Source organism: Kitasatospora sp. NPDC018058 (assembly GCF_044327205.1).
Classification (GTDB): domain Bacteria; phylum Actinomycetota; class Actinomycetes; order Streptomycetales; family Streptomycetaceae; genus Kitasatospora.
In genome coordinates, this window is record NZ_JBIRFA010000004.1 from 149,149 (window position 1) to 168,827 (window position 19,679).

Here is a 19,679-nt window from a genome sequence, read left to right on the forward strand (position 1 = left end):
GGCAGGATCGGCCCATGACTTCCCTCGAATCAGCGACAAACCCGGCCCACGAAGTGCCGGACGTCTCGCAGCTGGTGGTCGGCGTCCTCGGCGGCACCGGCGACCAGGGGCGGGGCCTGGCCCTGCGGCTGGCCAAGGCCGGCCAGCAGGTGATCATCGGCTCCCGGGACACGGCCCGGGCCGAGGCCTCGGCCGCCGAGCTGGGCGTCGGCGTGCGCGGCGCCGACAACGCCACCGTCGCCCGGGAGAGCGACGTGGTGATCGTGGCCGTCCCGTGGGACGGCCACGCGGCCACCCTCACCGCGCTGCGCGGGGAACTGGCCGGAAAGATCGTCGTCGACTGCGTCAACCCGCTCGGCTTCGACAAGCAGGGCGCGTACGCGCTGAAGCCGGAGGAGGGCAGCGCCGCCCAGCAGGCCGCCGCGCTGCTGCCGGACTCCCGGGTCACCGCCGCCTTCCACCACCTCTCGGCGGTGCTGCTGCTGGACGAGTCGGTGGAGCGGATCGACACCGACGTGATGGTGCTCGGCGAGGACCGGGACGCCACCGACGTGGTGCGCGCGCTGGCCGGCCGGATCCCCGGGATGCGGGGCGTCTTCGCGGGCCGACTGCGCAACGCCCACCAGGTGGAGGCGCTGGTGGCCAACCTGATCTCGGTCAACCGCCGCTACAAGGCCCACGCGGGCCTGCGGATCACCGACGTGTGAGCGAGGACGCCGTGTCGACCTCACCCCTGGACCTCCTCCGGAGGTGAGGTCGGCGACAATGGGTGGCGGCCGCAACCCGGCCGCCCGCACCCGCGTCTAGGAGCCCCGCGTCATGCCTCGCACGTCCCTCATCGCCCTGATCGTCACCGTCCTCGCGCTGGCGGCCGCCGTGGTCTCGGTGATCGCGGGCTTCTGGATCGGGCTGATCTGGCTCCCGCTGGCCGGTGTGGCCAGCAACGTGCTGTGGATGAACCGCCGCAAGGAGAAGCTCGCCGCGGCGGCCGAACAGCTCTAGTTCTTCCAGAAGCTGAACAGGTACCGGCCGACCGTCGCGTAGTCGGTGTCCACGCCGAACAGGCTCATCAGGTCGTGGACGATCCCGAAGAAGAACGAGTTCACCTCGGGCTGCCACAGCAGCGCGAACACCGCGAGCATGCCGTACGGCGCGAACGGCTCCACCGCGCGCCGGGTCTTGGCCGAGAGCCACGGCTCGATGATCCCGTAGCCGTCCAGGCCGGGCACCGGCAGCAGGTTCAGCACGGCCGCGCTGACCTGCAGCAGACCGAGGAAGCCGAGGGCACAGGCGAAGGGCGAGACGGTCAGCTCGTAGCCGTAGTACGAGGCGTGCACGTCCGAGCCGTCCAGCCAGCCGGCGCCGACCGGGATCAGCAGCGCCGCCGCGAACACCAGGTTCACCAGCGGCCCGGCCGCCGAGATCAGGCTGTGCTTGAGCCGGCCCTGGATCCGGTGCCGCTCGATCCACACCGAGCCGCCGGGCAGGCCGATGCCGCCGAGGATCACGAAGACGATCGGCAGCACGAAGCTGAGCAGCACGTTGGTGTACTTCAGCGGGTTGAGCGTGAGGTAGCCCTTGGCGCCGACGGTGATGTCGCCGCCGTGCAGCGCGGTGCGCGCGTGGGCGTACTCGTGCAGGCAGAGCGAGACCATCCAGCCCGACACCACGAACAGGAACACCCCGAACCGGGCGTTGCCGTAGCCCGAGTACACCGTCCAGGCGGAGGTGCCGAGGACGGCGAGGAGGACCCAGAACACCGGGCTGATCCGGCGGTCCTCGCTGCGGGATCGCGGCGTGGCGGCGAAGGTCATGGTGGGGGTGCTCCGTGGGCAGAGGGAAGGGGGATACCGGACAGGGACCGATCATGCCGGGCGGGCGGTGGACGGACAAGCCGCACCGGGTGAACGTCCGAGGGCTCGCCCCTGGTTCCGCCGCCGTCCGGGCCCGGTCGCGGGGTTAGGCACAATTGTGCGGCCTCGCCGCCGCCCATCGACCAGAATGGACCGGTGCACTACGGCATCCTCGGGACCGCCACGGCCCACCACGACGACGGCACACCGGTCCCCCTGGGCGGCGCCCGGCTGCGGGCCCTGCTCACCGCGCTGGTCCTGCGCCAGGGCCGACCGGTCCCGGCCGACCTGCTGGTGGACGAGGTGTGGGACGCCGAACCGCCGCAGGACTCCTCCGCCGCGCTGCAGACCCTGGTCGGCCGGCTGCGCCGCACCATCGGCCGCGAGCAGGTCGGCTCCGGCCCCGCCGGGTACTGGCTGACCGGGCCGGCCACCGACCTCGCCGACTTCCAGCGGCTGAGCGGCGAGGGCCGCCGCGCCCTGGACGCCGGCGACCACGCGCTGGCCGCCGATCGGCTGCGCGCCGCGCTCGCCCTGTGGCGCGGCCCGGCCCTCGCGGACCTGCCCGACCGCACCGGCCCGGCCGCCCGGCTGGAGGCCCAGCGCGAGGAGGTCCGCCGCCACCGGATCACCGCCGACCTCGGGCTCGGCCGGGCCGCCGAGCTGGTCGCCGAACTCGCCGAGCTGTGCGAACGGCAGCCGCTGGACGAACCGCTGCAGCTGCTGATGCTCCGGGCGCTGCACGACAGCGGCCGCACCGCCGAAGCGCTGCGCCACTACGAGCGGACCAGGCGCGCCCTGGCGGACGAGCTCGGCGTCGACCCCGGTCGCCGACTCCAGTCCCTCCACGCCGAGTTGCTCGCCTCCTCGGAGCCCGCGCCGATCGTCGGGAAGCCGCCCGCGCCCCAACTCCCGTGCGCCGGAAGCAATCTGCGCGGTCGACTGACCAGCTTCGTCGGCCGCGAGGCCGATCTCGTCACCCTGCGCGCCCTGGTGACGGAGCGCCGGATGGTCACGCTGACCGGCCCCGGCGGCTCCGGCAAGACCCGGCTGTCGATCGAGGCCGGCCGCGCCGAGCAGTCGGTCGGGCACTGGCCGGACGGCGTATGGGTGGCCGAACTCGCCCCGCTGGAGAGCCCGGACGCCGTCCCCGCCGCCGTGGTCTCCGCGCTCGGCCTGCGCGAGATCCAGCTGCACGCCGCCACCATGGTCGCCGAGGTGATGGAGAAGCGCGCCGAGGACCCGGTGCGCCGACTGATAGAACACTGCGGCCACCGCCGGATGTTGCTGGTCCTGGACAACTGCGAGCACCTGATCCAGGCCGCCGCCGACCTCGCCGACGTGCTGCTCGCCGAGTGCCCGGGGCTGACCGTGCTCGCCACCAGCCGCGAACCGCTCGGCGTGCCCGGCGAGACGGTGCTGCCGGTCGAGCCGCTGCCCGACCCGGTGGCGCTGCGACTGCTCGCCGAGCGCGCCGCCACCGCCCGTCCCGGCTTCGACCCGCAGAGCGACCCGGAGGCCTGCGCCGAGATCTGCCGCCGCCTGGACGGCCTGCCGCTGGCCATCGAACTGGCCGCGGCCCGGCTGCGGGTGATGACGGCCCGCCAGATCGCCGACCGGCTGGACGGCCGCTTCGCGCTGCTCACCGCCGGCAGCCGCACCCTGCTGCCGCGTCAGCAGACCCTGCGCGCGGTGGTCGACTGGAGCTGGGACCTGCTGGGCAAGCGCGAGCGGGCGGTGCTGCGCCGGCTGTCGGTGTTCGCCGGCGGCTGGCAGCTGGAGGACGCCGAGGCGATCTGCGCGGACGCCGCCGTGGTGTCCCGGGGCGAGGTCGCCGATCTGCTGCTCTCCCTGGTCGACAAGTCCCTGCTGGTGGCCGACCTGGACGACGGCAGCCTGCCGCGCTACCGGATGCTGGAGACCATCCACGAGTACGCGACCGAGCGCCTGGCCGAGTCCGCCGCCGAGCGCACCGCCACCGAGTCCCGCCACCTGGCCCACTTCTGCTCCGTCGTCGCCACCGCCGACCTGGAGATCCACGGCTCCCGGCAGCTGCACTGGCTGGCCGTGCTGGAGCGCGAGCAGGACAACGTCCGGGCCGCGCTGCGCCGAGCGGTCGACCGCGGCGAGGAGCAGCCGGCGCTGGTCCTCGCGCTGGGCATGAGCTGGTACTGGTCGCTGCGCGGCTACAGCCTGGAGGCCCGCGGCTGGTACAACGCGGTCGCGGCCCTGGCGCCGGACCCGTTCGGCCCGGACGTCCCGCCGGCGGTGCCGCTGGAGCGCAATGTGCTCGAGTACGGCCTGCCGATGCCCGAGGGCGTGCTCCACGAGGCCCGCCGGCTGCTCGCGATGTTCCGGCTGATCGGGCTGTTCGAGGGGAACATGGACGTGCTCGGCGACCCGGAGGCGGTCACCGTGGCCCACCGCCTGATGGGCGCCTACACCCCGGAGCTGCCGCAGGCGTACCGGTTCCCGGCGCTGATGCGGGTGTTCGGGGCCTTCCTGTCCGGCCGGCTGGAGCTGATGAGGGAACTGCTGGACGACGCGGTCCGCGGCTGCGAGGTGCACGGCACGCCGAACGACCTGGCGTTCATCCTGCAGGTTCGGGCCAGGATGCTGAACGACTGGCCGGGCGGCATGGAGCAGAGCATCCGGGACGGCGAGCGCTCCCTGGAGCTGTACGAGCGGGCCGGCAACCTCTGGGGGATCTCGCAGGCGATGTCGGCCCGCGGCGAGGCGCTGGCCAACCGGGGCGAGTCCGCGGCCGCCGCCGCCGCGTACCGGCGGGCGATCGAGCTGGCCGAGGCGCTGGGCGCGCCGCAGGAGGTGCCGATCCTCAAGGTGCACCTCGGCAGCGCCCTGCTGGACACCGATCTGGAGGAGGGCGAGCGGGTGGTCCGCGAAGCGGTGGGGTCCATCGGCTCCCCGGGCGCCAACCAGTCCACCACCGGCGCCCTGATGATGGGGTACCTGACGCTCTGCGGCATCCTGGCCCAACGTGGGGAGTACCGGGAGGCACTGGCCGAGCTGGACGTCCTCGACGGGATCAAGGTGGGCGGCTTCGCGCCGAGCATCGTCAACGGGCTGTTGTACAGCGCCCGGGGCTGGATCACCGCCCGGACCGGGGAACCGGAGCAGGGGCTCGCCATGCTGCGCGAGGGCCGCCGGTCGCTGCGGGCGATGACGGCCGCCAGCGGTTTCGCCGAGCACATGACCGTGATGGTGGTGCCCGCGGTGTGCGGGGTGCTGTGCTCCTTCGCCGTGCGCGACGGGGACCTGGGGCGGGCCAGGCTGGCGGCGGTGCTGCTGGGGGCGCAGAACAGGTTGCACGGCCCGAAGGGCGGCTACCTGGACCGCGTCGAGCGCGAGCGGATGACCGCCCTGCTGCGAGGGCTGCTGGGCGACGCCGGGTTCGAGGAGGCCCGCGCCGAGGGCGACGGGCTGACCCCGCAGCAGACCCAGGAGTTGCTCAAGGAGTTGCTCGGATAGCGGAGGCCGGCCGGCGCCCGTCCCCTGGTCGCCGGCCGGCCTGTCCTCGCGACGCGCGTCCTCGCGACGCGCGTCCTCGCGACGCGCGTCCTCGCGTCGCAAGTCCTCGTACCGCTCGCTCAGGTCCGCTTGCGGAAGCGGGCCACCGCGAGCGGGGCGAAGATCGCGGTGGCGACGGCCGACCAGATCAGCACGATCATCACCGGGTGGGCCACCGCCCCCTGGCCGTTGAGCAGGGCGCGGGAGGCGTCGGCCAGCGCGGACAGCGGGTTGACCTTGGTGAAGGCCTGTAGCCAGCCCGGCATGGTGTCGGTCGGGGCGAAGATCGAGCTGCCGAACTGCATCGGCATCAGGACCAGCATGGAGACGCCCTGCACCGCCTGGGCGCTCTTCATCGACATGCCGAGCAGCATCGAGATCCAGACGATCGACATGCCGAACACCAGCGACAGGCCGACCGCGGCCAGCAGCTCCGGCACACCGGTCTTCAGCTCGAAGCCGAGGATGAACGCGAAGGTCAGCAGGATCGCGGAGGAGAGCAGCGCCCGCAGGGTCTCCGCCACGATCTTGGACAGCAGCACCGAGGCCCGGCCGATCGGCAGGGTGCGGAAACGGTCCATCACCCCGGTCTGGAAGTCGCTGTTCAGGCCGGTGCCGACGGCCAGCGCCAGGGTCATGCCGGTCTGCCCGAGCAGACCGGGGATCATGAACTGCTTGTACTCGTCCTGGCTGTGGAACATGGCGCCGCCGAAGACGTAGACGAACAGCACGGTGAAGACGATCGGCATCAGCACGGCGTCGAACATCGACTCCGGGTCGGCCTTGATCCGCATCAGGTTGCGCCGGGTCAGCGCGCCGACGTGGCGCAGGGTGCCGGCCAGGCCGATCCGGGTGTCCTCGACCCGGGTGTCCTCCACCCGGGCGGGGGCGAGCGTGGCGGTGGTCATGCGACGGGCTCCTTGACGAGGTCGGCGGCGGAGGCGGTGGCCGCGTCGGCGGTGGGCTTGCCGGTGATGGCGAGGAAGACCTCGTCCAGGCTGGGGACCTTGGTGTCGATGCCGGCGATCGCGAAGCCGCGGGTGCCGAGCACCGAGATGACGGCGGTCAGATGCTCCTCGCCGGTGATCGGCACCGCGAGCAGGCCGTCGTCGTGCGAGACGGTGGCGCTGAGGATGCCACTGTCGTGCAGGCAGCGGGCCATCTCGGACAGGTCGGCCGGGCGTGCGGGGCGGACCTGGAGGGTCTGGCCGCCGACCCTGGCCTTGAGCTCGGCGACACGGCCGTTGGCGATCACCTTGCCGCGGTCGATGACGGTCAGTTCGCTCGCGAGCTGCTCCGCCTCCTCCATGTACTGGGTGGTCAGCAGCACGGTGCTGCCCTCGGCGACCATCCGCTGCACCTCGTCCCAGACCTCGTTGCGGGTGCGCGGGTCCAGGCCGGTGGTGGGCTCGTCCAGGTAGAGCACCCGGGGGCGGCCGATCATGCTCGCGGCCAGGTCGAGGCGGCGGCGCATGCCGCCGGAGTAGGTCTTGGCGGGCCGCTTGGCGGCCTCGGTGAGGGAGAAGCGCTCCAGCAGTTCGGCGGCCCGGGCCTTGGCCTCGCGGCTGGAGAGGTCGAGCAGCCGGCCGATCAGGTAGAGGTTCTCGTAGCCGGAGAGCAGCTCGTCCACCGAGGCGTACTGGCCGGTCAGGCCGATGGTGCGACGCAGCTGCTTGGGCTGGCGCAGGACGTCGTAGCCGCCGACGTACGCGGTGCCGGCGTCGGGCTTGATCAGGGTGGAGAGAACGCGCACCAGAGTGGTCTTGCCCGCGCCGTTGGGGCCGAGCAGAGCGAGGACGGTGCCCTCGCGGACGGTGAGGTCGACCCCGTCGAGGGCCTTGGTGGCGCCGTAGTGCTTGACGATGCCGCGTACCTCGACGGCGTTCCCGGCGGTTCCCCGCGTGTTCGGGGCGGTGGCGATTCCTGTCATGCCCCCAGGTTGTCCGCCCCGGCTGTCAGCCCCCTGTCACCGGGCCGGGCCCGCTGACGCCCTGCTGTCACCCCGCTGTCACCCGGCTGTCGTCGGTGGGTGTGTGACCTCCTCTCAGGAGGAGGATCAGGTCTGCCGAGCCGGATGTGGCAGGCGCCTCGCTCCTCGGCCAGCTACAAGGTGGTCGGGGACCTGGAACTGATGGTCGACACCCTCAGCCGACTCGGCCGCACCCCGTGCCCCCCGATCGAGCTACGCCATGCCGAACAGCGATGGGCCGCCTACGTGGACGACCCCGAGGTGCTGGCGCAGTTCGCCGGCAGCTCCCTGTTGCACACGGACCTGAGCAACGAGAACGTGCTGATTCGGGGAAATCAGGCATATCTGGTCGACTGGGCGTGGGCGACCTGCGGGGCCCCTTGGATCGACCCGGCCCTATGGGTGATCTGGTTGATCGCGGCAGGCGGCCACAGCCCGGCTGCGGCAGAAGCCTGGGCTGCCAGGATTCCTGCTTGGGAACTCGGCGACCCCGCGCTGGTGAACGTCTTCGCGAAGGCTCAGGCCCGCATGTGGGCCGACATCGCCGGCGGTGACCCGGACCCGTGGACTGCCGGAGTGAACCAGGCAGCTCAGCAATGGACTCGCTTCCGAGAGGGCCGCTGAGCATTCTGAGTCCCAACCGGCCTGATGACTGTCAGGGTGAAGTGACTTGCGTGTTGGGTGCTGACGCCGCTGCTTCGGTCTCGCCGAAGCAGCGGCGACAAGAACTCGTCTCGTCTCCCCGCAGCTTGCGCAGGAAGTCGGCCCCGCCGACTTCCTGCGCACAGGACACCCCATTGGCCCAAGCCCCAAGCGTGCTGGGGCTTGGGCTGTCGCTATGAGTTCCATGCACGGACCGAATCGGGGCGGGGCCTGCGCGGGAAGCGCAGGCCCCGCCCTTTTCGATCGGCAACGTCGCCGGGGGCGGGAGCGTCAGTGGAAGCTGTGCTCCTCCGCCGGGAAGGCGCCGGTGCGGACCTCGTCGGCGAACTCGCGGGCGGCGTCGCCGAGGACGGCCCGCAGGTTCGCGTACTTCTTGACGAACTTGGGCACCCGTCCCGCCGTCATGCCGGCCATGTCGGTCCAGACCAGCACCTGCGCGTCCGTCTCCGGCCCGCCGCCGATGCCGACGGTCGGGATCGCCAGCTGTTCGGTGACCTGGGCGGCCAGCTCGGCCGGGACGGCCTCCAGCACCACCGAGAAGGCGCCGGCCTGCTGGACGGCCTTGGCGTCGCGCAGCAGCTGGTGCGCCGCCTCGTCGCCGCGGCCCTGGACCGGGTAGCCGCCGAAGGCGTGCACCGACTGCGGGGTGAGGCCGATGTGCGCCATCACCGGGATGCCGGCCTCGACCAGCAGCTCGATGGAGCGGGCGCTGCGCTCCCCGCCCTCCAGCTTGACCGCGCCGACCCCGGCCTCCTTCATCAGCCGGGCCGCGTTGTGCATGGCCTGCGCGGGCGACTCCTGGTACGAGCCGAACGGCAGGTCGGCGACGATCATGGCGCGCTGGGTGCCGCGGACGACGGCGGCGGAGAGCATCACCATCTGATCCATGGTCACCGGCACGGTGGTCTCGTAGCCGAGGTGGCAGTTGCCGGCGGAGTCGCCGACCAGCAGGACGGGGATCCCGGCCTCGTCGAACACCCCCGCGGTGAGGGCGTCGTAGGCGGTGAGCATCGCCCACTTCTCGGCGCGCTGCTTGGCGGCGGCGAGGTCGCGGACGGTGACGCGGCGATTGGTGACCCCGCCGTAGAGGGTGGCGGTCGACGCCTGGTTCTGGGCAGGCGAAGGCGAAGAAGCGTTCATCGAACGGACTCCTGAAGGGTTGTCGTCTCGTGGCGCCGTGTGGCGTCCCCGGATCACCTCCATGCTTGCACGCCCCGGCGTGAGCGCAAAGGGGGGTGCGGGCGACCGGGTGCGATCCACGCCACACCGGCCCCTTCCGTGCCGCCGGGCTTTGCCTCCATTTTGCGAAACGGGCTCGTCTCGTATCGCATTGGCCGCTACTCTGGTGCGGGGGGTTACGAGACGTCTGCGACTCGCAAATGCCCGCCAGTGCCACACCAACACGGACGGGAAGACCAATGACCACCGCCGCCGCGCCACCCCGTGTGCCGGAAGCCATCCACCGCCGCCGCTGGGCGATCCTGGGCACCCTGGTGCTCGCCCTGCTCGTCGTCGTGCTCGACAACTCGATCCTCAACGTCGCGATGAAGACCATCGCGACCCCCGCCCCGGTCGGCCTGGGCGCCACCCAGAGCGACCTCGAATGGGCGATCAACTCCTACACCCTGGTCTTCGCCGGGCTGCTCTTCACCTCGGGCCTGCTCGGCGACCGCTTCGGTCGCAAGCGGGCGCTGCTGGCCGGCATGGTGGTCTTCGGCATCGCCTCGCTGCTGTCCTCGATGGCCGGCTCACCCGGTGAACTCGTCGGTTTCCGCGCCCTGATGGGCGTCGGCGCCGCGCTCGCGATGCCCGCCACGCTGGCCATCATCATGAACGTCTTCGAGCGCGAGGAGCAGCCCAAGGCGATCGGCATCTGGGCCGGCGCGGTCGGCCTGGCCATCGCCATCGGCCCGATCACCGGCGGTCTGCTGATCGAGCACTTCTGGTGGGGCTCGGTCTTCCTGATCAACGTCCCGATCGTGATCGTCGCGGTGATCGCGATGGCGATCCTGGTCCCCGAGTCCAAGGACCCCAACCCGGGCGCCCTCGACCCGGTCGGCGTGCTGCTGTCGATCATCGGCCTGGTCGCGCTGATCTACGGCATCATCAAGGGCGGCGAGCTGGCCGACTTCACCGCCTTCGAGGCCTGGGGCCCGACCCTGCTCGGCGTGGTGGCGCTGGCCGCGTTCGTCTGGTTCGAGCGCCGCACCCCGTTCCCCGCGCTCGACGTCACCTGGTTCCGCAACAAGGTGTTCAGCGCCTCCGTGGTGGTCGTCGGCGTGATCTTCTTCGCGCTGATGGGCGTGTCCTTCTTCGGCGTCTTCTACATCCAGAGCGTGCGCGGCTACAGCGCCCTGCAGGCCGGCCTGCTGATGCTGCCGCTGGCCGTCGCCCAGCTGATGTTCGCGCCGCGGGCCCGGCTGGTGGTCGAGCGCCTCGGCGTCGCCGCCACCGCCGCCGGCGGCATGGTGCTGGTCGCGCTCGGCTTCGTCGGTTACATCGTGCTGACCGCGACCACCCCGATCTGGGTGCTGATCGTGCTCGGCCTGGTGATGGGTACGGGCATGGCGCACGTCATGCCGCCGGTCACCGTCGCGATCATGGGCTCGCTGCCCCGCGAGAAGGCCGGCGCCGGCTCGGCCGTCAACAACACCTTCCGCCAGGTCGGCGGCTCGCTCGGGGTCGCCGTGCTCGGCGCGGTGCTCTCCACCGTCTACCGCGACGGGATGTCCGACACCCTCAGCCACCTCCCCGAGGGGCTGCGCGACAAGGCGGGCGAGTCGCTGGAGGCCACCCTGGCCATCGCCGACCGGATCCCGAACGGCGCGGGCAAGGCGCTGATCGCCCCGGCGAACGACTCCTTCATCCACGCCATGCACGTGGTGGCCTCGCTCTCGGTGGGCATCTCGCTGGTCGGCGCACTGGTCGCCTGGTTCCTGCTGCCGCGCCGCACCGCCGCCCCCGGCGGCCCGGCCGGCCCGGCCCCGGCGCAGCCGGGCCAGGCCCGGGAGGCCGCGGCCGCCGACGCCTGACCCGCGGCCGCCGACGCCTGACCCGCGGCCGCCGACGCCTGACCCGTGATCGGCTGAGCGACAATGGCCCTGCCGACCGGTACGCCGGTCGGCAGGGCCTCGGTCCGGGGCGGGGGCCCACCCCGCCGGCGGACCGCCTACGGAAACGCCACGGCGCCCGCGCGCCCGGGGACAGCGAGGGAGAAACAGCGGGGATGAGGACGGACACGCCGAGCGCCGACACCGGGCAGCCCTGTGCGGCGGTACGCCGCGGCCGGCCCCGCAGTGAAGCCGCCGAGCAGGCCATCTTCAGTGCCGTCGAGGAGATGATGGCCGCCGGCACCACACTCTCCGAGCTCACCATCGAGGGCATCGCCACCGCCGCCGGCGTCGGCAAGGCCACCATCTACCGGCGCTGGCCCAACAAGGAGGCCCTGCTGGTCGACGTGGTCAGCCGACTGGAGGTCCCGGTGCCGGAGCCGTCCGGAGGGAGCGCCCGGGACGATCTGATCGAGATGATCGACTACGTCCGCCGGCGTGGCCTCGCCAAACGCACCCGCTGGGTGCTCAAGGCCGCCCTCGGCCAGATGCAGACCCTCCCCGAGCTGTACACCGCCTACCAGGAGCGGGTGATCAAGCCGCGCCGGGAGGCCGGGCTCCACCTGATCCGCCAGGCCGTCGCCGAGGGCGTGATCCGCGACGACCTCGACCTGGACCTGCTCGGCGACCTGCTGATGGGCCCGATCCTCTACCGCAGCATCCTCTGGGACGACTCCGACCTGGAGGACCCGGACCTCGCCCGCAAGATGGTCGACGCCCTGCTCGACGGCCTCGCCCCGCGCTAAGGGACTGTCCCTCGGGTCCTTGCCGGGTCCGCCGAAACCCAGGAGACGGGCCCGATGCCTTCGATCGTGTCCGGACGTGGCCTGGCTCACCAAACCGGGCCACGCCGGAACCCGCTCCGGGGGCCCCGCGTCTGTCCCGGCATAGGCTGAGCCGGGTATCCGATCAAACCGGCACCAGTCCGGCACCCCGCCCGTACCCCCACGGACCGGACGCCGGACCGGACGCCGGACCGGCGGCGGCACGAGCGAGGGAGCCACGGCATGACGCAGGCGGACAGCACCGACCGGACCACGACGACCGGGCCTGCGGACACCGCCCCGGCCGGCCGTACCGGCGACTTCCTCGGCCTGCGGAACTGGGGCCGGGACGCCCGCGGCAGCAGCACCTGGCGGCGCGGACTGGTGATCGCCGTGCTGGCCCTGCTCACCGCCCTGCTGCTGGCCTTCCACGCCGAGGCGCCCAACGGTGTCGGCAACCTCGGCAGCCTGCTGGAGACCTTCCTGCCCTGGCTGGGCCTGGCCGTCCCGGTGCTGCTGGTGCCCGCGCTGCTGCGCCGCTCCGCCACCGCGCTGCTCGCCCTGCTGCTGCCCGCCGTGCTGTGGGCCAACCTGTTCGGCGGGCTGCTGAGCGACAAGAGCGGCGGCAAGGGTGACTGGACGGTGGTCAGCCACAACGTCGCCGCCGACAACACCGACGTGCCGGGCACCATCCGCGGCCTGGTCGCCTCGGGCGCCCAGATCGTCGCCCTCCAGGAACTGGCCGGCAAGCAGCTGCGGGCGTACGAGACCGGCCTCGCCGACGCCTACCCGTACCACTCCGTGGAGGGGACGGTCGGGCTCTGGTCGAAGTACCCGGTCAGCGGGGTCTCCCCGGTGGACCTGAAGATGGGCTGGACCAGGGCGTTCCGGGCCGAGGTGGCCACACCGCAGGGCCCGGTCGCGGTGTACGTCGCGCACCTGCCGTCGGTCCGGCTCAAGGCCGAGAGCGGCTTCACCGTCCACCAGCGGGACGTCAGCGCCCAGGCGCTCGGCGACGCGATCCAGGGCGAGCAGCTGAAGAAGGTCCTGCTGCTCGGCGACCTCAACGGCACCATGAACGACCGCAGTCTGGCGCCGGTCACCTCGCAGATGCGCTCGGCCCAGGGCGCCGCCGGGGACGGCTTCGGCTTCAGCTGGCCGTCCGCCTTCCCGATGGCCCGGATCGACCAGATCATGAGCAAGGGCGGGCTGAAGCCGGTGGACTCCCGCACCCTGTCCCGGGACGGCAGCGACCACCTCGCGGTGGCCGCCACCTACCGGTACTCCTCGTAGGTCAGCCGCGCCGCCAGCGGTTGGTGATCGGCAGGCGGCGGTCCCGGCCGAAGTTCTTGACCGAGATCTTCGGGCCCGGCGGGTACTGCCGCCGCTTGTACTCGGCGGTGTCGACCAGCCGGACCACCCGGTCCACCACGGCCGGGTCGAAGCCGGCGGCGACGATCGCGTCCCGGCCCTCGTCGCCCTCGATGTAGCGGTCCAGCACGCTGTCCAGCAGGTCGTAGTCCGGCAGCGAGTCGGTGTCCACCTGGTCCGGCCGCAGCTCGGCGGACGGCGGCTTGCTGATCGTGTTCTCCGGGATCGGCGGCACCTCGCCGCGCCGCTCGGCCTCCTCGTTGCGCCAGCGCGCCAGGCGGAAGATCAGCGACTTGTAGACGTCCTTGATCGGCCCGAACGCGCCGACCGAGTCGCCGTACAGGGTCGAGTAGCCCACCGCCAGCTCGCTCTTGTTGCCCGGCGCGAGCACGATGTGCCCCTCCTGGTTGGAGATCGCCATCAGCAGGGTGCCGCGCAGCCGGGACTGCAGGTTCTCCTCGGCCAGGCCGGTCAGCTCGGTGGCGCCCAGGTAGGCGTCGAACATCGGGGCGATGGAGACGGTCCGGAAGTGCAGCCCGGTGCGGCGGGCCAGCTCGGCCGCGTCGTCCCGGGAGTGCTGCGAGGAGTAGCGGCTGGGCATCGAGACGCAGTACACGTTCGCAGGCCCGATCGCGTCCACCGCGATCGAGGCCACCAGCGCCGAGTCGATGCCGCCGGAGAGGCCGATCAGCACCGACTCGAAGCCGTTCTTGGCCACGTACGCCCGGGTGCCGGCGACCAGCGCGGCCCAGATCTCGGCCTCGTCGGACAGCCGCTCCGCGACGCCGGCGGCGAGCCTCTGCGCGGGCGCCGCGGCCGGCTCGCCGCTCAGCTCGGTGCGGACCAGGTGCAGCCCGTCGCTCAGCAGCAGGCCGTCGGTGTGGTCGCTGCTGGCGGCTGGCAGGTCGAGGTCCAGCACCAGCAGGTGCTCCTCGAACTGCGGGGAGCGGGCGAGGACCTCACCGTCCGCGCCGACCACGATCGAGTCGCCGTCGAAGACCAGCTCGTCCTGGCCGCCGACCATGTTGACGTACGCCAGGGTGCAGCCCGCCTCGGCCGCGCGCCGCTGGACCAGTTCCAGCCGCTGGTCGTCCTTGTTCCGCTCGTACGGCGAGCCGTTGACCACCAGCAGCAGCCCGGCCTCGGCCTCGCGGGCGGCGGTGACCCGGCCGCCGTCCTGCCAGATGTCCTCGCAGATCGCCAGCGCGACGTCCACCCCGCGCACCCGCAGCACCGGCAGCTGGTCGCCCGGGACGAACCAGCGGTACTCGTCGAAGACGCCGTAGTTGGGCAGGTGGTGCTTGGCGAAGCGGGTGACCACCTCGCCCCGGTGCAGTACCGCGGCGCAGTTCTGCGGCGACCCGGCCGGGCGGCCGAACCGCGGCGACGCGTGCTCGGAGCGCCCGAGGTAGCCGACCACCACCGGAACCTCGCCCAGCCCGTCGGCGGCCAGCCGCCCCGCCAGCTCGACCAGCGCACCGCGGGAGGCCTCGACGAACGAGCGGCGCAGGGCGAGGTCCTCGACCGGGTACCCGGTCAGGGCCATCTCGGGGAACGCGACCAGCTGGGCACCGGCCTCGACGGCCTGCCTGGTCCAGCGCACCACCTCATCGCTGTTGCGGGCGATGTCACCGACCCAGGGGTCGATCTGGCTCAGGGCGAGACGGAGATTGGGCATGCCCCCGAGTGTAATCGTCTAACTGACGCAATGTCCCGCGCGGGGGGTGCCGAACAGGGGGCGGCACTGCCGAGTCGCGCGATGATCGGCCATGATGGGGGCAGTCGCCACGCGAGGTCTCTCGGGGCCGTCCGGGCGTAACACGAGCGTAAAGAGCAGAGGTGAGACTGTCCCCATGGGCAAGCAGCAGCAGTTCGTGCTTCGGACGCTCGAAGAGCGTGACATCCGGTTCGTCCGGCTGTGGTTCACCGATGTGCTCGGGTTCCTGAAGTCGGTCGCGGTGGCGCCGGCCGAGTTGGAGCAGGCCTTCGAGGAGGGCATCGGCTTCGACGGCTCGGCGATCGAGGGCTTCGCCCGGGTCTACGAGTCCGACATGATCGCCAAGCCGGACCCGACCACCTTCCAGATCCTGCCGTGGCGCTCGGAGACCCCCGGGACCGCCCGGATGTTCTGCGACATCCTGATGCCGGACGGCTCGCCCTCCTACGCCGACCCCCGGTTCGTGCTCAAGCGCACCCTGGAGAAGGCCTCCGACCTGGGCTTCACCTTCTACACCCACCCCGAGATCGAGTTCTTCCTGCTGAAGAACCTGCCCGGCGACGGCACCCCGCCGATCCCCGCCGACCAGTCCGGCTACTTCGACCACACCCCGCGCGGGGTGGGCCACGACTTCCGCCGACAGGCGATCACCATGCTGGAGTCGATGGGCATCTCGGTCGAGTTCTCGCACCACGAGGGCGCCCCCGGCCAGCAGGAGATCGACCTGCGCTACGCCGACGCGCTGTCCACCGCCGACAACATCATGACCTTCCGGCTGGTCATGAAGGAGGTCGCGCTGGAGCAGGGCGTGCACGCGAGCTTCATGCCCAAGCCGTTCTCCGAGCACCCCGGCAGCGGCATGCACACCCACGTCTCGCTGTTCGAGGGCGACCGCAACGCCTTCCACGAGTCCGGCGCCGAGTACCAGCTCTCCAAGGTCGGCAGATCCTTCATCGCCGGCCTGCTGAAGCACGCCGCCGAGACCGCCGCCGTCACCAACCAGTGGGTGAACTCCTACAAGCGCATCTGGGGCGGCTCCCAGCGCACCGCCGGCGCCGGCGGCGAGGCCCCCTCGTACATCTGCTGGGGCCACAACAACCGCTCGGCGCTGATCCGGGTGCCGATGTACAAGCCGGGTAAGCAGGGCTCCACCCGGATCGAGGTCCGCTCCCTGGACACCGGCTGCAACCCGTACCTCGCCTACGCCGTCACCCTCGCGGCCGGCCTCAAGGGCATCGAGGAGGGCTACGAGCTCCCGCCCGGCGCCGACGACGACGTGTGGGCGCTGTCCGACTCCGAGCGCCGCGCCCTCGGCATCCAGCCGATGCCGCAGAACCTCGGCGAGGCGATCGACCTGATGCAGCGCAGCGAGCTGGTCGCCGAGACCCTGGGCGAGCACGTCTTCGATTTCTTCCTGCGCAACAAGCGCCAGGAGTGGGAGGAGTACCGCTCCGAGGTGACCCCGTTCGAGCTGCGGAAGAACCTCCAGGTGCTCTGAGCCCGACTCAAACCCCTTCGGGCCCGCCGTCGTCCTTCCGGGTGACGGCGGGCCCGTTGTGCGGTGGGGCGGGGGCGTGGAGAGGGCTCGGTCCACCCGCCGGTCACGCCCGGCGGGTCGGCGCCAGGGCGCGTAATCTGCTGGAGGCGGATGGAGGGGCTGATGGCGGTGGAGGAGCAGCGGGCCGGGAGCCGGGTCAGCCGGCCCGAGATCAGGCTGGTCCGGCGCGGGTTCAGCGACCCCGCGCAGGCGGTGCGGCTGCTGGAGGGCCCCGGACTGGAGGGCCTGGCCGACGACCCGGTGCTGCTGGACGCGCTCGGCGCGACCGCCGACCCCGATCTCGCGCTGCTGGGCCTGGCCCGGCTGCTGGAGGCCGCCGACGAGGCCGAGCGGCACACCCTGCGCGACACCCTCACCACCTCCAAGCCGCTGCGCGACCGGCTGCTCGGCGTGCTCGGCGTCTCCACCGCGCTCGGCGACCACCTGGCCCGGCACCCGCACGACTGGCACGTGCTGGTCACCTTCGAGCTGCGTGACATGCACCCCGGCCCGGAGGACTTCCGCCGGGCCCTCGCCGAGGGCGTCCGGGACGGCGCCCACAGCCCGGCGAACGCGCTGCGGGCCGCCTACCGCCGCTGCCTGCTGGCCATCGCCGCCCGCGACCTCACCGGCACCACCGACCTGGCCCAGACCGCCGCCGAACTCGCCGACCTGGCCGGTGCCACCCTGCAGACCGCCCTGGGCCTCGCCGTCGAGCAGGACCCGGAGGCCGCCGCGGCCTGCCGACTCGCGGTGATCGGCATGGGCAAGTGCGGCGGCCGCGAACTCAACTACGTCTCGGACGTGGACGTCATCTTCGTCGCCGAGCCGCGCGAGGGGGTGGAGGAGCACGAGGCGGTCAAGGCCGCCACCCGGCTGGCCGCGGCGCTCACCCGGCTCTGCTCGGACACCACCGGCGAGGGCACCATCTGGCCGGTGGACGCCAACCTGCGCCCCGAGGGCCGCAACGGCCCGCTGGTGCGCACCCTGGCCAGCCACCTCGCCTACTACCAGCGCTGGGCCAAGACCTGGGAGTTCCAGGCACTGCTCAAGGCCCGCCCGGTCGCCGGGGACGCCGAGCTCGGCGCCGCGTACGTCGAGGCGCTCGCCCCGATGGTCTGGCAGGCCGCCGCCCGGGACAACTTCGTCACCGACGTGCAGCAGATGCGCCGCCGGGTGATCGACTCCATCCCGGCCACCGAGCTGGACCGCCAGCTCAAGCTCGGCCCGGGCGGGCTGCGCGACGTCGAGTTCTCCGTCCAGCTGCTCCAGCTGGTGCACGGCCGCACCGACCCGGCGCTGCGCAGCGGCAACACCCTGGAGGCGCTGGCCGCGCTCTCCCGCGGCGGGTATGTCGGCCGGGCGGACGCCGCCTCGTTGGACGCCGCGTACCGCTTCCTGCGCTCGCTGGAGCACCGCATCCAGCTGTACCGGCTGCGCCGCACCCACCTGATGCCCACCGCCGAGGAGGACCTGCGCCGCCTCGCCCGCTCGCTCGCCGCGCTGATCAACGACGACACCCGCTCCGACCCGGTGGCCGCGCTGCAGCGCGAGTGGAAGCGGCACGCGGTGGAGGTCCGGCGGCTGCACGAGAAGCTGTTCTACCGCCCGCTGCTCGATGCCGTCGCCGAACTGCCGCCGGGAGCGGCCGGGTTGACCCCGGACGCGGCCCGGGCCCGGCTGGAGGCGCTCGGCTACGCGGACCCGGCCGCCGCACTGCGGCACATCAGCGCGCTGGCCTCCGGGGTGAGCCGCAAGGCGGCGATCCAGCGCACCCTGCTGCCGGTCCTGCTCGGTTGGTTCGCCGACTCGGCCGACCCGGACGCCGGGCTGCTCAACTTCCGCCAGGTCTCCGACGCGCTCGGCCGCACCCCCTGGTACCTGCGGCTGCTGCGGGACGAGAGCGCCGCCGCCGAGCAGCTGGCCCGGGTGCTGTCGGCCGGCCGGCTCGCCCCCGACCTGCTGCTGCGCGCCCCCGAGGCGGTGGCCATGCTGGGCGACCCGCAGGGCCTGGTGCCGCGCGGCCGGGCGGCGCTGCAGTCGGAGATACTGGCCGCCGTCGGTCGGGCCGGGTCCACCGCCGCCGCCGTGGCCGCCGCCCGCTCGGTGCGCCGCCGGGAGCTGTTCCGTACGGCCGCCGCGGACGTGCTCGGCCGGCTCGGGGAGGACCCCGCCGAGGCGCTGGACGCCGCGGGGGAGGCGCTGACCGCGCTCAACGCGGCCACCCTGGAGGGCGCGCTGCGCGCCTGCGTGGCCGGCTGGGAGGCCGAGCACGGGGACCTGCCGACCCGGATCGCGGTGATCGCGATGGGCCGCTTCGGCGGCCGCGAGCTGGGCTACGGCTCGGACGCCGACGTGCTCTTCGTCCACGAGCCGCTGCTCGGCTCGCTGGAGCAGGAGGCGGCGAAGGCGGCCCAGGCGGTCTGCAACGAGTTGCGCACCCTGCTGGGCGCGCCGTCCACCGAGCCGCCGCTGCTGGTCGACGCCGACCTACGGCCGGAGGGGCGCAGCGGACCCCTGGTGCGCACCCTGGCCTCGTACGCGGCGTACTACCGGCGCTGGTCGCACGCCTGGGAGAGCCAGGCCCTGCTGCGGGCCGAGCCGGTGGCCGGGGACGAGGAGCTGGGCGCGCGGTTCCGACGGCTGATCGACCCGCTGCGCTACCCGGGCACCGGGGTGCCGGAACGGGACCTGGTGGAGATCCGCCGGATCAAGGCGCGGGTCGAGGCCGAGCGGCTGCCGCGTGGCGCCGACCCGACCACCCACACCAAGATCGGCCGGGGCGGGCTGGCGGACGTGGAGTGGACGGTGCAGCTGCTCCAGCTCCAGCACGGGCACGAGCTGCCGGCCCTGCGCACCACCCGGACCAGGGACGCGCTGGCCGCCGCCGTGGCGGCCGGGCTGGTCGAGCCGGCGGACGCGGAGGTGCTGGACGCGGCCTGGGTGCTGGCCTCCCGGGTGCGCGCGGCGGTGATGCTGGTGCGCGGGCGGCCGGGGGACAGCTTCCCGGGGGAGGCCCGGGAGCTGGCCGGGGTGGCCCGCTACCTGGGCTACGGCGCCGGGCACAGCGGGGAGCTGGTGGACGACTACCGGCGCACGACCCGGCGGGCCCGGGCGGTGGTGGACCGGCTGTTCTACGGGTCGGCGGGCTGAGGTCCCGGGCGCCG

General features: G+C 72.8%; 14 protein-coding genes. 9 read left to right on the top strand and 5 right to left on the bottom strand.

Going from position 1 to position 19,679, the window contains the following annotated elements:
* Positions 1–14 precede the first annotated feature (14 nt).
* Both npdG and ACH4E7_RS07545 read left to right on the top strand, forming a co-directional pair.
* The gene (gene npdG / locus ACH4E7_RS07540; protein WP_396248059.1) at positions 15–707 is read left to right on the top strand and encodes an NADPH-dependent F420 reductase; all 693 of its coding nucleotides are present in this window, start codon (positions 15–17) and stop codon (positions 705–707) included.
* A 112-nt stretch (positions 708–819) separates the two neighbouring features.
* Positions 820–1,002: a hypothetical protein gene (locus tag ACH4E7_RS07545; RefSeq protein WP_355675003.1), complete on the top strand. Its 183-nt coding sequence runs from the start codon at positions 820–822 to the stop codon at positions 1,000–1,002.
* Here the strand turns inward: ACH4E7_RS07545 and ACH4E7_RS07550 are convergent.
* Positions 999–1,814 carry a site-2 protease family protein gene (locus ACH4E7_RS07550; RefSeq protein WP_396248060.1) on the bottom strand — a complete coding sequence of 272 codons (816 nt, stop codon included), beginning with the start codon at positions 1,812–1,814 and terminating at the stop codon, positions 999–1,001. The two genes, ACH4E7_RS07545 and ACH4E7_RS07550, sit on opposite strands and share 4 nt — an antisense overlap.
* Before the next feature lie 195 nt (positions 1,815–2,009).
* Between ACH4E7_RS07550 and ACH4E7_RS07555 the strand changes: the two genes are divergently transcribed.
* Entirely contained in the window at positions 2,010–5,342 is a 3,333-nt protein-coding gene (locus ACH4E7_RS07555; protein WP_396248061.1) for a BTAD domain-containing putative transcriptional regulator, read from the top strand.
* 119 nt (positions 5,343–5,461) lie between these two features.
* Here the strand turns inward: ACH4E7_RS07555 and ACH4E7_RS07560 are convergent, their stop codons facing one another.
* Positions 5,462–6,289, bottom strand: coding sequence for an ABC transporter permease (locus ACH4E7_RS07560; protein WP_396248062.1), 828 nt, complete (start codon positions 6,287–6,289; stop codon positions 5,462–5,464).
* Positions 6,286–7,311: an ATP-binding cassette domain-containing protein gene (locus ACH4E7_RS07565; protein WP_396248063.1), complete on the bottom strand. Its 1,026-nt coding sequence runs from the start codon at positions 7,309–7,311 to the stop codon at positions 6,286–6,288. Before ACH4E7_RS07565 ends, ACH4E7_RS07560 begins: the two co-directional genes overlap by 4 nt.
* A gap of 201 nt (positions 7,312–7,512) precedes the next feature.
* Between ACH4E7_RS07565 and ACH4E7_RS07570 the strand changes: the two genes are divergently transcribed.
* Positions 7,513–7,974 (top strand): hypothetical protein, encoded by a 462-nt coding sequence (locus ACH4E7_RS07570; protein WP_396248064.1) that lies wholly within the window; start codon positions 7,513–7,515, stop codon positions 7,972–7,974.
* A gap of 309 nt (positions 7,975–8,283) precedes the next feature.
* Here the strand turns inward: ACH4E7_RS07570 and panB are convergent, their stop codons facing one another.
* A complete protein-coding gene (gene panB / locus ACH4E7_RS07575) occupies positions 8,284–9,153 on the bottom strand; it encodes a 3-methyl-2-oxobutanoate hydroxymethyltransferase (RefSeq protein WP_396248065.1) in 870 nt (289 codons plus the stop codon).
* Between the two features lie 278 nt (positions 9,154–9,431).
* Between panB and ACH4E7_RS07580 the strand changes: the two genes are divergently transcribed.
* The 3 genes from ACH4E7_RS07580 to ACH4E7_RS07590 all read left to right on the top strand — a co-directional run bounded on the left by ACH4E7_RS07580 (position 9,432) and on the right by ACH4E7_RS07590 (position 13,180).
* Positions 9,432–11,045, top strand: coding sequence for a DHA2 family efflux MFS transporter permease subunit (locus ACH4E7_RS07580; RefSeq protein ID WP_396248066.1), 1,614 nt, complete (start codon positions 9,432–9,434; stop codon positions 11,043–11,045).
* A 194-nt stretch (positions 11,046–11,239) separates the two neighbouring features.
* Positions 11,240–11,869 carry a TetR/AcrR family transcriptional regulator gene (locus tag ACH4E7_RS07585; protein ID WP_396248067.1) on the top strand — a complete coding sequence of 210 codons (630 nt, stop codon included), beginning with the start codon at positions 11,240–11,242 and terminating at the stop codon, positions 11,867–11,869.
* A gap of 261 nt (positions 11,870–12,130) precedes the next feature.
* Complete coding sequence (locus tag ACH4E7_RS07590) at positions 12,131–13,180, top strand: endonuclease/exonuclease/phosphatase family protein (RefSeq protein ID WP_396248068.1); 1,050 nt, start codon at positions 12,131–12,133, stop codon at positions 13,178–13,180.
* A 1-nt stretch (position 13,181) separates the two neighbouring features.
* Here the strand turns inward: ACH4E7_RS07590 and ACH4E7_RS07595 are convergent, their stop codons facing one another.
* On the bottom strand, positions 13,182–14,936 hold the full coding sequence (locus ACH4E7_RS07595) for an NAD+ synthase (RefSeq protein ID WP_396248069.1): 1,755 nt from the start codon (positions 14,934–14,936) through the stop codon (positions 13,182–13,184).
* A gap of 175 nt (positions 14,937–15,111) precedes the next feature.
* Here ACH4E7_RS07595 and glnA point away from each other — a divergent pair, with 175 nt between their 5' ends.
* Both glnA and ACH4E7_RS07605 read left to right on the top strand, forming a co-directional pair.
* Positions 15,112–16,473, top strand: a complete 1,362-nt coding sequence (gene glnA / locus ACH4E7_RS07600) for a type I glutamate--ammonia ligase (RefSeq protein WP_355675016.1) — start codon at positions 15,112–15,114, stop codon at positions 16,471–16,473.
* 162 nt (positions 16,474–16,635) lie between these two features.
* On the top strand, positions 16,636–19,665 hold the full coding sequence (locus ACH4E7_RS07605; RefSeq protein ID WP_396248070.1) for a bifunctional [glutamine synthetase] adenylyltransferase/[glutamine synthetase]-adenylyl-L-tyrosine phosphorylase: 3,030 nt from the start codon (positions 16,636–16,638) through the stop codon (positions 19,663–19,665).
* The last annotated feature ends 14 nt before the right edge of the window (positions 19,666–19,679 follow it).

What these genes read in the sequence shown, in the direction of transcription:
- npdG (WP_396248059.1), top strand. Translation starts at nt 15, where the DNA reads ATGACTTCCCTCGAATCAGCGACAAACCCGGCCCACGAAGTGCCGGAC.
- ACH4E7_RS07545 (WP_355675003.1), top strand. Translation starts at nt 820, where the DNA reads ATGCCTCGCACGTCCCTCATCGCCCTGATCGTCACCGTCCTCGCGCTG.
- ACH4E7_RS07550 (WP_396248060.1), bottom strand. Translation starts at nt 1,814, where the DNA reads ATGACCTTCGCCGCCACGCCGCGATCCCGCAGCGAGGACCGCCGGATC.
- ACH4E7_RS07560 (WP_396248062.1), bottom strand. Translation starts at nt 6,289, where the DNA reads ATGACCACCGCCACGCTCGCCCCCGCCCGGGTGGAGGACACCCGGGTC.
- ACH4E7_RS07565 (WP_396248063.1), bottom strand. Translation starts at nt 7,311, where the DNA reads ATGACAGGAATCGCCACCGCCCCGAACACGCGGGGAACCGCCGGGAAC.
- ACH4E7_RS07570 (WP_396248064.1), top strand. Translation starts at nt 7,513, where the DNA reads ATGGTCGACACCCTCAGCCGACTCGGCCGCACCCCGTGCCCCCCGATC.
- panB (WP_396248065.1), bottom strand. Translation starts at nt 9,153, where the DNA reads ATGAACGCTTCTTCGCCTTCGCCTGCCCAGAACCAGGCGTCGACCGCC.
- ACH4E7_RS07580 (WP_396248066.1), top strand. Translation starts at nt 9,432, where the DNA reads ATGACCACCGCCGCCGCGCCACCCCGTGTGCCGGAAGCCATCCACCGC.
- ACH4E7_RS07585 (WP_396248067.1), top strand. Translation starts at nt 11,240, where the DNA reads ATGAGGACGGACACGCCGAGCGCCGACACCGGGCAGCCCTGTGCGGCG.
- ACH4E7_RS07590 (WP_396248068.1), top strand. Translation starts at nt 12,131, where the DNA reads ATGACGCAGGCGGACAGCACCGACCGGACCACGACGACCGGGCCTGCG.
- ACH4E7_RS07595 (WP_396248069.1), bottom strand. Translation starts at nt 14,936, where the DNA reads ATGCCCAATCTCCGTCTCGCCCTGAGCCAGATCGACCCCTGGGTCGGT.
- glnA (WP_355675016.1), top strand. Translation starts at nt 15,112, where the DNA reads ATGGGCAAGCAGCAGCAGTTCGTGCTTCGGACGCTCGAAGAGCGTGAC.
- ACH4E7_RS07605 (WP_396248070.1), top strand. Translation starts at nt 16,636, where the DNA reads ATGGCGGTGGAGGAGCAGCGGGCCGGGAGCCGGGTCAGCCGGCCCGAG.